At 61.4% G+C, this 12893-nt stretch carries 8 protein-coding genes; 5 read left to right on the top strand and 3 right to left on the bottom strand.

The features are described 5' to 3' along the window. Nucleotides 1-171: 171 nt before the first annotated feature. Nucleotides 172-2427, bottom strand: coding sequence for a DNA topoisomerase IV subunit A (gene parC, locus AC13QO_RS03875; RefSeq protein ID WP_285192811.1), 2256 nt, complete (start codon nucleotides 2425-2427; stop codon nucleotides 172-174). 233 nt (nucleotides 2428-2660) lie between these two features. Here parC and AC13QO_RS03870 point away from each other — a divergent pair, with 233 nt between their 5' ends. Continuing rightward, nucleotides 2661-3848 (top strand): YdgA family protein, encoded by a 1188-nt coding sequence (locus AC13QO_RS03870; protein ID WP_285192810.1) that lies wholly within the window; start codon nucleotides 2661-2663, stop codon nucleotides 3846-3848. 127 nt (nucleotides 3849-3975) lie between these two features. Here the strand turns inward: AC13QO_RS03870 and aspS are convergent, their stop codons facing one another. Beyond that, entirely contained in the window at nucleotides 3976-5766 is a 1791-nt protein-coding gene (gene aspS / locus AC13QO_RS03865; RefSeq protein WP_285192809.1) for an aspartate--tRNA ligase, read from the bottom strand. A gap of 255 nt (nucleotides 5767-6021) precedes the next feature. On the opposite strand from aspS, the gene AC13QO_RS03860 reads away from it, so the two are divergent. The 4 genes from AC13QO_RS03860 to AC13QO_RS03845 all read left to right on the top strand — a co-directional run bounded on the left by AC13QO_RS03860 (nucleotide 6022) and on the right by AC13QO_RS03845 (nucleotide 11293). After that, on the top strand, nucleotides 6022-7413 hold the full coding sequence (locus AC13QO_RS03860) for a multicopper oxidase family protein (protein ID WP_488539968.1): 1392 nt from the start codon (nucleotides 6022-6024) through the stop codon (nucleotides 7411-7413). A 131-nt stretch (nucleotides 7414-7544) separates the two neighbouring features. Beyond that, a complete protein-coding gene (gene rnd / locus AC13QO_RS03855) occupies nucleotides 7545-8690 on the top strand; it encodes a ribonuclease D (RefSeq protein WP_183699535.1) in 1146 nt (381 codons plus the stop codon). A 76-nt stretch (nucleotides 8691-8766) separates the two neighbouring features. Then, complete coding sequence (locus tag AC13QO_RS03850; RefSeq protein WP_430957741.1) at nucleotides 8767-9828, top strand: adenylate/guanylate cyclase domain-containing protein; 1062 nt, start codon at nucleotides 8767-8769, stop codon at nucleotides 9826-9828. A gap of 106 nt (nucleotides 9829-9934) precedes the next feature. Further along, the gene (locus tag AC13QO_RS03845) at nucleotides 9935-11293 is read left to right on the top strand and encodes an esterase-like activity of phytase family protein (RefSeq protein ID WP_488539967.1); all 1359 of its coding nucleotides are present in this window, start codon (nucleotides 9935-9937) and stop codon (nucleotides 11291-11293) included. Between the two features lie 76 nt (nucleotides 11294-11369). On the opposite strand, the gene ppx is transcribed toward AC13QO_RS03845, so the two are convergent. Then, nucleotides 11370-12890, bottom strand: coding sequence for an exopolyphosphatase (gene ppx, locus AC13QO_RS03840; protein WP_285192805.1), 1521 nt, complete (start codon nucleotides 12888-12890; stop codon nucleotides 11370-11372). Nucleotides 12891-12893 lie beyond the last annotated feature (3 nt).

The raw sequence follows: 12893 nt of genomic DNA, 5'->3' as shown, positions 1-12893 counted from the left end.
ACAGCCGTTCCGTCCGCCCACGCAACCGGCCTTCTCTTCTTTTTGATAACAGCAATGAAATAGAGAAGTTCCCGCGCCCGCCAAGAGCCAAGAGCGGAATTTAGTTCGGCAAAAAATCAAGGCCTACGGCGTCCTTTGCGCGCCTGAACAGGCGCGCGGCGCTGTAAAGCCTCAGCCAGCGAATTTGCCGCTGCGCGGGAAGCCCTTCGGTACGGTCCGTCCGGCGCTGGCGCGATCGCCAAGCCATTCGGCGAGTTCGTCCTTGTTCTTCGTGAAGGTGCGGCCGGCGCTGTCTTCCCAGACGAGGCCGTCTGATATCGCGAAGCATCGGACGTCGGAAATGCCGCCGTCCTTGTAGCGCTGCAGGCGCACGCCCTTGCCACGCGACATTTCCGGCACCTGCGCGAGAGGGAAGACCAGCAGCTTGCGGTTCTCGCCGACGACGGCGACGTGATCGCCGCTGACGGGCACCAGCAGCTGCGTTTCCTCCGGCAGCGCGACATTCATGATCTGCTTGCCTTTGCGCGTATTGGCGACCAGCTCCGCCTCTGGCACGACGAAGCCGTTCCCAGCCGTCGAGACGATCAGCTGCTTGCGCGAGGGATCGTGCACGAAGGCGGTCAGAACAGCCTGGTCGTTATCCATGTCGACTATGATACGCAAAGGTTCGCCGTGGCCGCGACCGCCCGGCAGCTTGTCGCCACCGAGCGTGAAGGCCTTGCCGCCTGTCGTAACGATCAGGATCTTGTCCGTCGTCTGCGCCGGGAAGGCCACTTTCAAGCCGTCGCCCTCCTTGAAGGTCAGGGTCGACGTGTCTGCGATGTGGCCCTTCAGGGCGCGGATCCAGCCCTTTTCGGAAATGACGACGGTGATCGGTTCCTTCTCGATCATCGCCTGCTGGATCGCTTCCTCGTCGGCTTCGGGCGCATCGGCGAACTGGGTGCGTCGACGGCCGACCTCGGTCGCCTTGGCGAATTTCTTCTTCACTTCGCCGATTTCCCAGGCGACCGTCTGCCACTGCTTGTCGTCGGAGGCAAGCAACGCCTCAATCTCGCTCTTTTCCTTGGTGAGTTCGTCGAACTCCTTGCGGATCTCGAATTCTTCCAGCTTGCGCAGGGCGCGCAACCGCATGTTGAGGATCGCTTCGACCTGGTTGTCCGTCAGGTCCCATCGCGCCATCATGACCGGCTTCGGCTCGTCTTCCTCGCGGATGATCCGGATCACCTCGTCGATATTGAGATAGGCGATCAGAAGGCCGCCGAGGATTTCGAGACGCTTGTCGATCGCGGCCAGACGGAAGCGCGACCGGCGCTGCAGGACCTCGCGACGGTGGTCCAGCCACTCCTTCAGCACTTCGTTCAGCGCCATGACCTTGGGGATGCGCCCCATGGACAGGACGTTCATGTTGAGCGGAAAGCGGCTTTCGAGCTCCGTCAGCTTGAACATCGACTCCATCAGGATCGTCGGATCGACGCTCCGGGACTTCGGCACCAGGACGATGCGGATGTCCTCGGCCGATTCATCGCGGATGTCTTCCAGCAGCGGCAGCTTGCGGGCAATCAGCAACTCGGCGATCTTCTCGATCAGCCGCGATTTCTGCACCTGGAACGGAATTTCGGTGACGACGATCTGATAGCCGCCGCGGCCCAGATCCTCCGTCTGCCATTTCGCCCGCACGCGAAAACCGCCGCGGCCGGTGCGGTAGCTCTCGATGATGCTGTCGCGGCTGTCGATGATGATGCCGCCGGTGGGGAAATCCGGGCCGGGAATGAACTCGACGAGCTTTTCGACCGTCGCATCGGGATGCTTGATCAGATGCAGGGCGGCATCGCATAGCTCATGGGCATTGTGAGACGGGATCGAGGTCGCCATGCCGACGGCGATGCCGGAGGAGCCATTGGCGAGCAGGTTCGGGAAGGCGCCGGGAAGCACGACCGGCTCGGAATTCGATTCGTCGTAGGTGTCGCGGAAATCGACCGCATCCTGATCGATCCCTTCGAGCAGCAGTTCGGAGACCGCCGTCATCTTCGATTCGGTGTAACGCATGGCGGCAGGGCTGTCGCCGTCGATATTGCCGAAATTGCCCTGGCCGTTCACCAGCGTATAACGCTGCGAGAAATCCTGCGCGAGACGAGCCAGCGCGTCGTAGATCGACTGGTCCCCGTGCGGATGGTAGTTACCCATCACCTCGCCGACGATCTTGGCGCATTTTCTGAAGGCTGAAGTCGGCCTCAGCCCCATCTCGTTCATCGCGTAGACGATGCGGCGATGGACAGGCTTCAGCCCGTCGCGCACGTCAGGCAGGGCGCGGTGCATGATGGTCGATAACGCATAGGCGAGATAGCGCTGCTCAAGCGCCGCCTTCAGGTCGACCGGTTGGATGTTGTCGTCGTCTCCGCCGGAAGGCGGCAAAATCTCTTGTCCCATAGGTCCTGACTAGCCCAGAAGAGGCTGGCGGGCAAGGAATCCAGGCCATTGCAGCTGTGGATGAAGTCTTCCGGCTGATATCAAAGGATGAGACAAGCTCATCGCGGCAATTTGGATTTCGTTTGCCCTTCCCTTCAACAAAAAATTAGTGGGCCGCAATATAAAGCAGGCCCAATCCGTAGTAGCGTAACTGCAGATTTCCAACCGTCACACGCCACCAGAGGAATCACCCTATGAACTTTTACCGGACAACGCGGCTGATGCTGTCGGGCGCAGCCTTTTTCTCGCTCGCAGGCTCGGCTTTCGCTCTCGACGGCGCCGATCTGCTGAAGAAGCTCAATGCCGCCTATGCCGCGCAGGGCGGAACGATTTCGGCTGAAGGCATCGATATCGACGGCACGACGGTGACCTTGAAGAACGTCAGCCTCAAACCGACCGGCGGCGAAAGCCTGCCTATCGGCGAAGTCACTCTTTCCGGTGTCGAGGAAGACGAGGACGGCGGTTACTACATCGAAGAAGCGACCTTCCCCGACATCAACAAGACCGAAGATGGCGTCACTGTGACGGCGCAGCAGCTGACGCTTGGCGGCATTTCGATCCCGTCAACGCCCGGCGGCGACTCGCTCGATACGATGATGCTCTACGAAACAGCCCATACCGGCCCGCTGAAGGTGGTCAAGGACGGCGCGGAAGTCTTCTCCGTGCTCGAAAGCAACATGAACCTGACATTGCGCGAAGACGAATCCGGCTTCGATTTCGACGGCGCTTTTAAGAGCATGAAGGCCGATCTCAGCAAGGCCGAGGATGCGCAGAGCAAGGACGCGATCGAGAAGCTCGCCCTGCAGCACGTCCAGGGCGACATCACCATGAAGGGCGCCTGGGAACTCGCGCCCGGCACGATCGACATTTCGGAATTCGCCTTCGACTTCACCAACATCGGCAAACTGAACCTTGGCTTCAAGATCTCGGGCTATACGATGGCCTTCATGAAGTCGATGCAGGATGCGATGAAGCAATCCGAAGCCAATCCGAACAAGGAACAGTCGCAGCAGGCGCTCGGCCTCGCCATGCTCGGCCTGATGCAGCAATTGTCCTTCGAGGGCGCAAAGGTGCGCTTCGAAGATGCCTCGATCACCAAGCGGGCGCTCGATTATGCCGGTTCGCAGCAGAACATGTCCGGCAAGCAGATGGCGGACTCGCTGAAGGCGATGACGCCGATCATGCTGGCGCAGCTCAATATCCCGGAACTGCAGAACGCCGTTACGGCCGCCGTCAACACCTTCCTCGACGACCCGAAGAGCCTGACCGTCAAGGCCGCTCCCGAAAAGCCGGTGCCGTTCCCGACGATCGTCGGTGCTGCCATGGGCGCTCCGAACACGCTGCCCCAGGTGCTCGGCGTCAAGGTTTCGGCCAACGACTGATCGCGCAAATCTCAAGAAAGGGCCCGGCAGTTCCGCTGCCGGGCCTTTTTGTTTGCAACGGGGACGATGAGGGCAAACGAAAAGCCCGGCGATTGCAGCCGCCGGGCTTTCTCATTGGGAAACGAACTCAGTCCTTTTTGACCGGCGGAATCGGCCGGATCGAAAGCTCGCGCAGCTGCGTCGGCGTCGCCGGGCTCGGAGCGCCCATCAGCAGGTCCTGAGCCTGCTGGTTCATCGGGAAGAGCGAGATTTCGCGCAGGTTCTTCGCGCCGACGAGCAGCATGATGATGCGGTCGATGCCGAAGGCGGCGCCGCCATGCGGAGGTGCGCCATACTGGAAGGCGCGGTAGAGGCCGCCGAAACGGTCCTCGACGTCCTGCTGGCTGAGGCCGACCTTCTCGAAGGCGGCAACCATGGTTTCCGGCGACTGGTTGCGGATCGAACCCGAGGCGATCTCGAAGCCGTTGCAGACGGCGTCATATTGGAAGGCCTTGATCGTCAAAGGATCCTGGTTCTGCAGCGCGTCGAGGCCACCCTGCGGCATCGAGAACGGGTTGTGAGCGAAATCGACCTTCTTTTCTTCCTCGCTCCATTCGAAGAAGGGGAAGTCGACGATCCAGCAGAGCTCGAACCGGTCGCGGTCGACGAGGTTGAGTTCTTCGCCGGCCTTGGTGCGGGCCTCGCCCGCAAACTTATAGAATTTTTCCGGCTCTCCGGCGACGAAGAAACAGGCGTCGCCGTCATCGAGGCCGAGCTGAGTGCGGATCGCATCGGTGCGCTCCTCGCCGATGTTCTTGGCAAGCGGTCCGGCGCCTTCGAGCTTATCGCCTTCCTTGCGCCAGAAGATGTAGCCGAGGCCCGGCTGGCCCTGGCTCTGCGCCCAGGCGTTCATGCGGTCGCAGAAAGCACGCGAGCCGCCTGTTTTGGCAGGGATCGCCCAGATCTGGACCTTCGGGTTGGAGGCGATCATGCCGGCGAAGACCTTGAAGCCGGAGCCGGCGAAATGCTCGGTCACCGCTTCCATGACGATCGGGTTGCGCAGATCAGGCTTGTCGGAACCGTATTTGCGGATCGCCTCGTCATAGGGGATGCGCGGCCATTCCTTGGTGACCGGCTTGCCTTCGGCAAACTCCTCGAACACCTTGGTCATCAGCGGACCCATCGTGTTCCAGACGTCTTCCTGGGTGACGAAGCTCATTTCGAGGTCGAGCTGGTAGAATTCGCCCGGCAGGCGATCGGCGCGCGGATCTTCGTCGCGGAAGCACGGCGCGATTTGGAAGTAGCGGTCGAAGCCTGCGACCATCAGAAGCTGCTTGTACTGCTGCGGCGCCTGCGGCAGAGCGTAGAAGGTGCCGGGATGAATACGGCTCGGCACGAGGAAGTCGCGCGCACCTTCCGGCGAGGAGGCCGTCAGGATCGGCGTGGTATACTCGGTGAAGCCAGCGCTGCCCATTTCACGGCGCATGGCCGAAATCACCTGGGTGCGCTTGACGATGTTCTTGTGCAGGGTTTCGCGGCGAAGATCGAGGAAGCGATACTTGAGGCGAACGTCTTCCGGATAATCAGGTTCGCCGAAGACTGGTAGCGGCAACTCCTTGGCGGCGGAGAGCACTTCGATCTCCTGGGCGTAGAGCTCGATCTCGCCGGTCGCCATGTTCTTGTTGACGGTGTCCTCGGTGCGAGCCTTGACGAGGCCGTCGATGCGGATGACCCATTCGCCACGCACGGTTTCCGCTGTCTTGAAGGCCGGGCTATCCGGGTCGGCGACCACTTGAGTGATGCCGTAATGGTCGCGAAGGTCGATGAAGAGAACGCCGCCATGGTCGCGAACGCGATGGACCCAGCCGGCGATGCGGACGGTCGAGCCGACATCCGTCTTGCGGAGGGCGGCACATGTGTGGCTGCGGTAGCGATGCATAATCTCAAATCCTGGCATGTGGCTGAAGACGGCAGCAGGGGTTCGAAGACCCTCCCGCGCCGACAAGAAAATCGGGCGGAAAAGCGCATGGACGCTCCGATTTGTCAAGGCTTGGCGCGCCCCGCCCCTGGGTTTGGCATGCGTTTATGGCGAGGCTGCGACCCACAGGCTGCGGCAGTTTGGCCGCGTTTCCCGTATTGATGAAGATGCAGCTCAACTTTAAAAGGATCGGCATTCCCATCCTGGAGCCGCCGCATGCCTCTGCTGACCCGCCGCAACCTTCTGAAGGCATCCGCCGTCGCGGGCGCCTATGGCGCCGGCATCGCCGTTGCGGGCAAATTCGGGCTTGCCGGGGCGGCGCCGGAACCGCAGCTGCTGATGGCTGTGAAAACCGAGGCCATGCTGACCCAGACGGGTCCGACCATGGACATCATGAGCTGGGGCCATGACGGCATGCCGCCGGTTCTGCGGATGACCAAGGGGCGGCCCTATGCGGCAAGGCTGAAAAACGGGCTCGACGAGCCGACGACGATCCATTGGCACGGGCTTCGCATCGACAACCGCATGGATGGCGTGCCGTTCGTGACGCAGCCCTATATCTATACCGGCGACAGCTTCGATTATGCCTTCACGCCGCCGGATGCCGGTACCTTCTGGTATCATCCGCATTGCAACACGCTGACGCAGATGGGACACGGCATGACCGGCATGCTCGTCGTCGAGGATCCGGCCGATCCGGAATTCGATGCAGAAGTGCTGCTCAATCTGCGCGACTGGCGTCTCGGAGGCGACGGGCAGTTCATCGCGCCCTTCCGGCCGCGCGACGCTGCCAAGAGCGGCACCTACGGCACGGTGCGCACGGCCAACTGGCGCCAGGAGCCGCAATATGATGCGCCGGCCGGCGGGTTGGTGCGGCTGCGCGTTGCCATCACCGACGTGACGCGCATCTTCTCGCTGAAGATGACGGGCGCAGATGCGACCGTCATCGCAATCGACGGCAATCCGGTGCCGAAACGCTTCCCCCTCGACCTCCTGCAGATCGGGCCTGGCCAGCGGCTCGATCTCGCCGTACGCATGCCGGATGGCGAAGGTGCCGTCGCGACACTGGAAGACATTCGCGGCACGGCACCGAAGACGATCGCCAGCCTGCGTGCCGTTGGGGCATCGCTGAAGCGCGATATCGGCGATCTCGGGCCTCTTGGCCGAAATCCTGTCCCGAAGGCCGATCTTTCCGCTGCCGAACAGATCCCGCTGGTGTTGAGCGCCACTGCGGAAAATGCCGCCGTGGAGAGCATCTGCGGCACGCTCGGCTACAGCTTCTGGGCGATCAACAAGGTGCCCTGGCCCGGGGACACGCCCGATCCGACGGCGCCGCTGGCGGAACTGAAGCTCGGCAGGAGCTATGTCTTCAACCTTGAGAACACGACGCCGCACTCGCATCCGATCCACCTGCACGGAATGAGTTTCAAGGTGATCTCCTCCTCGACGCGGGAGGTGATGCCACTGGTGTCCGACACCTACCTCGTCCAGCCGGATGAGAAGGTGCAATTGGCCCTCGTCGCCGACAATCCCGGCGACTGGGTGCTGCATTGCCATATCATCGAACATCAGAAGACAGGAATGACCAGCTATATCAGAGTGAGCTGAAGCATTCGCCTTGCCTCAGTTTGGACGTGATTCTTCTTCAGCAATGCTCGAAGCTTATGCTGTTGTATTGACATATCGAAGCGAAAGGAGAAGGAAGGTTCAACCGACCTTTTCCTTGCGAATGAAATGATATGATCGAAACCACCGCCGAATTGGCGGCCGCCTGCAAAGAGCTGGCCAAGTCCGACTTCATCACCATCGATACCGAATTCCTGCGTGAGACGACCTTTTGGCCGGAGCTCTGCCTGATCCAGATGGCAAGCCCGACAGTGGAAGTTCTCGTCGATCCGCTGGCGAAGGGCATCGATCTCGCTCCCTTCTTTGACCTGATGGCGGACACGAAAGTGTTGAAGGTCTTTCACGCGGCGCGCCAGGACATCGAAATCATCTTCAACCGCGGCAATCTCATTCCGCATCCGATCTTCGACACGCAGGTCGCGGCCATGGTCTGCGGTTTCGGCGACAGCGTCTCCTACGACCAGCTGGTCAGCCGCATCAAGAACGTCCATATCGACAAGTCGTCGCGTTTCACCGACTGGAGCCGCCGGCCGCTCTCCGAAAAGCAGCTGGAATATGCGCTGGCCGACGTCACCCATTTGCGCGACGTCTACCTGTCGCTGAGCGCAGAACTCGACCGCGAAGGCCGCACGTCGTGGCTGCGCGAGGAAATGGACATTCTCGAAGCGCGCGAAACTTACGACATGCATCCCGACGACGCCTGGCAGCGTCTGAAGATGCGCCTGCGCAAGCCGCAGGAGTTGGCGGTCCTGAAATACGTCGCCGCCTGGCGTGAGCGCGAGGCGCGGGCCCGCAATGTACCGCGTTCGCGCGTCTTGAAGGACGATGCGATCTATGAGGTCGCCCAGCAGCAGCCTAAGGATGCCGAAGCGCTCGGCCGCTTGCGCACGATTCCGAAGGGCTGGGAGCGCTCGGCCGCCGGGACGGCGGTCGTCGAAGCGGTCAACGCTGCACTTGCCCTACCGAAAGCCGAGATGCCGCATGTGCCTCGTCAGGCGCAGGCGCCGGAGGGCGCAGCTGCCGCCGTCGAACTCTTGAAGGTGCTGCTGAAGCTGATCTCGGAAAAACATGGCGTGGCGCCAAAGGTGATCGCCAACAGCGAGGATCTCGACAAGATTGCCGCCGATGGCGAGAACGCCGATGTCGCTGCCCTGCATGGCTGGCGGCGCGATCTTTTCGGCGAGCCCGCACTGCAGCTGATCCAGGGGCAGATCGGATTGCGTTTCGCCGGAAGGAAGGTTGAAACCGTCAGCCTCTGAAACCAAGCTGAATTCGCTTGACGCTTTTTTCCCAGCTGAAACAATGGCTGAAGGAAACCTCAGGCGAAGAGGCGGCATGCGGGAAATATCTCCAACGCAGAACTGGATCTTGATCGCGATCGTGCTGGCTGCGAGCGGCGTCATCTACGATCTGATGTTCTACTCCAATCAGACGCCGGTCATCGGGGCGATCTTCGCGCTCTTTATCGGCATGCCGATTCTCGCCTTCGAGCGCAAGGTGCTGTTTCGCACCCTCTACCGACGGATCCAGAGGCTGCCGACCTTCGTGTTCATCATCACGGAGCTGGTGATCTACGAGATCCTGATGAGCATCGGCTTCGCCTGCGCCGGCCTCCTGCTCTGGTCGCTCGGCATGCTGAAGCCGTCGTCGTTCCTCGATCTCGTCGTTATGCCGTTCGAGGTCTTCCTCTATGCGCTTGCCGTCTGCTCGGCACTGATCTTCATCCTGCGCGTGCGGGAATTGCTCGGCCGCGAAGTATTCGTCAGCATGCTCATCAGCCGCTATCGCAATCCGGTCAAGGAAGAGCGTGTCTTCCTCTTCATCGATCTCGTCGATTCGACAGCTTTTGCGGAAAAGCACGGCGACCTCAGGGCACAGCAGCTGCTGAGCTCGCTGTTTGCGACCTTCGCGGAGCCGGTCCGGCGCCACAAGGGCATGATCAACGACTATGTCGGTGATGCGGCGATCATTACCTGGCCGCTTGCCCGCGGCGTCAAGGATGCGCGCTGCGTTCGCTGCATCTTCGATATTCTCGCCGATATCGAAGCCAATGCCGCCGGCTGGCGGAAAAATTACGGCCAGGTGCCGAAGCTTCGCGTAGCCCTCCATGGCGGCGAGATCATCACGGCGGAAGTCGGCGTCGACCACCACAAAATCAGCTATTTCGGCGATACGGTGAATACGACCGCCCGGCTGGAGACGCTCTGCCGCAGCCTGAACCGGCAGGTGCTGATCTCCGCGGAGCTGGCCCGGCGCATGACTTTTCCCGACGACATTTCCTGCGAAGATCTCGGGATCCATGCCGTCAAGGGACGCGGCCAGGCACTCGGCGTCATGGCGCTGTCCTCGCGTGCGGTGACCGTCCTGAACACGCCCGCAGTCGTTCTGCACGGCTGAGCAAGTCCATTTATCACCCGTCACCAAAGCTTCACCCAACCGTCAATTCGCTGACACGGAAGCCCTGTTAAGCGGAAGCCATTCGCATCCGTTCCATGGGGATATTATGAAGAACGTCCTTTTTGCTTCCGTATCGCTTTTCATCCTGATTGCCGGCCCCGTTTCGGCCGACCAGCAGCAGTTCCCGGCCAATCTCGCCGGCCAGGCGATCCTGCCAGCCAATACCATGGTTCCTGCTCCGGCCGACGCCCCCGAATTCCTCAAGCATTCCGGCAAGTTCACGACGCCGGACCGCAAGCGCACCGAAGCACTCGGCAGCGTTCCCGGCAAGGACGGCGCGCGCGTGACCGACCTCAAGCTTCCGTTCGACGGCCAACCGATCCAGGGTTTCTCGGGCATCAAGACGATGGCCGACGGGACCTTCTGGACGCTCTCGGACAACGGCTTCGGTTCCAAAGCCAACTCTTCCGACTCCATGCTGTTCCTGCATCAGATGAAGTTCGACTGGACTGCCAACAATGCTGAGGTCGTCAAGAACCTCTTCCTCTCCGATCCAAACAAGATCGCGCCGTTCCCGATCGTGCTCGAAGGCACAGAAAAGCGTTACCTCACCGGTGCCGACTTCGACATCGAATCGATCCAGCCGGTTGCCGACGGCTTCTGGCTGGGCGACGAGTTCGGTCCCTATATCCTCAAGGTCGATACCGAAGGTCGCCTGACGGACGTGATCCCGACGAAGCTCGACGGCAAGGCGGTGCTTTCGCCCGACAACCCGCTGATCCAGCTGCCGGGCAATCCGGCCGCCAAGATGCCGGTCTTCAACCTGAAGCGCTCCGGCGGCTTCGAAGGCCTTGCCATGTCGAAGGACGGATCCAAGCTCTACGGCCTGCTCGAAGGCGCCATCTACAAGGATGACGGCACAATGGAAACGGCTGACGGCCATACGGCCATCCGCGTCATCGAATTCGACGCTGCCTCCAAAAAGTGGACCGGCCGCAGCTGGCTTTATCCGTTCGAAGACAAGGGTGTATCGATCGGTGATTTCAACATGCTCGACGACTCCACCGCTCTCGTCATCGAGCGCGACAGCGGCGCCGGCACCAGCGATAAGGCCTGCGCCGACCCGAAGCAGCCGAAGCCGGATTGCTTCGAAGCTCCGGCGGTGCTGAAGCGCGTCTACAAGATCGAGTTCAATGACGCCAATGTCGGCAAGGCCGTCCGCAAGATCGGCTATATCGACCTCCTGAACATCCAGGACCCCGACAACAAGAAGAAGGCCGGCAACAAGGACGGCGTCTACGACATGCCGTTCGTCACGATCGAAAACGTCGACCGCGTCGACGCCACGCACATCATCATCGGTAACGACAACAACCTGCCCTTCTCGGCCGGCCGCGCCGTCGACAAGGCCGACAATAATGAGTTCAGCCTGCTTGAGGTTGGTGAGTTTTTGAACGCGAAGTAATTTGGGCTCTAATGTGAGATTGAGAGGGCGGCGCGTCAGTGCCGCCTTTGTTGTTGAGGGCGTGCCGCAAATCAACCTACTCGAACCGGAACGCCAGCCTCTTGTTCGTCAGCCTCGACAGCTGCTGCAGGCGACCGTCCAGGCGTTCGCCGGCGAAATCGCGGTATTCCGGCGGCACCACGAATTCGAGGTCGAAGTCCGGGTTCGACGATTTGCGGAAGGTCAGGTTCTTGACGACGCCGGGCATGGAGGCCGAGAAGAGGTAGACGACGCGCAGCATGCCGCCGAGCAGCTTGGCGCGCTCGATGAACTGCGGGGTGGCGATCTGCGCCAGCGGGCCGGTGGCGCCGTCGTCATGCAGCCCCTCGAAACGGTAATAATTGGTGAGCGCGATGAAGGCGCGACCGGGATGGCTGATGCCGACGAAGGACGAGTGGGCAATGACGTTCAGCGCCTGCAGGCCACGGTAATCAGGATGGGCGCGCCAGCTGATATCGGCGAGCAGACAGGCGGCCTGGCGATAGCGGCTTTCCTCTTCCGTTTCCTGAACGTCGAAGAAAGGCATCATACGGCCGGTCCATTCCGCCAGTTCGCGGGCGTGCTCCGGCGAACGGGCACGCAGGATCGCCAGTTCGCCTGCAGCGGCCAACAGCGGATCGGCGCGGCGCTCGGCCTCAGACAGCAGCGAATAAAGATATCCCTCGCGCACGCCCTGCGCCGAGAAGGAAATCACCGACGGCTTCATCACGCTCAGCACCTCCTTCATGGCGACGGCGCCGAAGGGCAGCAGCGAGCGGCGGTGCTTGGAAACGGCCTGCAGCGCCGGCTCGCGCGAATCGCGCGCGGTCATCACCTGTTCGAGGAACAGCATCATCGCTTCAAGCGATACCTCATAGCCCTGCATCATATGCAGCGGATAACTGGTGATCTCCATGTGCAGCTTGGCGATGTTTCGCCAGGTGCCGCCGACGGCGTAGAAGGTGCGCCCCTCGCCGTTCGTCAAAAGCTTTGCCGTCTTCAGCTGCTTGCGGGCGAAGTCACGCGCTTTGGAAAGAGAACCGCCGGCATATTCCGACAGGCGCAAACCGCCGAGCGGCAGCGTAATGCCCTTGCCGACCTCCTTGCCCTTGATGTCGATCAATTCAAGAGAGCCGCCGCCGAGGTCGCCGGCAATGCCGTCAGGATTGAAGAAACCGCTGATGATGCCGAGCGAGGCGAAACGAGCCTCCTCCTCGCCCGAGAGCACCCGGACGTGGCGCTGCAGGATCGTCTCGGCCTGATGGATGAAATCGGGGCCGTTGCTCGCCTCACGGGCGGCGGCCGTCGCCAGCACATACATGGTGGCGGCCCGCGCCTGATCGGATAGGGCCTTGAAACGGTGGAGCGCCGCCAGAGCCCGAGCGACGCCCTCTTCATCCATCTTGCCGGTGACGGCTATACCTTTGCCGAGGCCGCAGAGGACCTTTTCGTTGAAGAGGATCGTAGGCGAACGGGACAGGCCTTCGTAGACGACAAGACGAATGGAATTCGATCCGATGTCGACGACGGAGACCGGGGCGATCCCTGGAAGGCGCCCCTGGGCTTCAGATTCAACCATATG

It is taken from the genome of Rhizobium sp. CNPSo 3670 (genome assembly GCF_057784555.1).
Note: the sequence above shows the minus strand (reverse complement) of the source record. Positions and strands in the feature narration are given on the sequence as shown.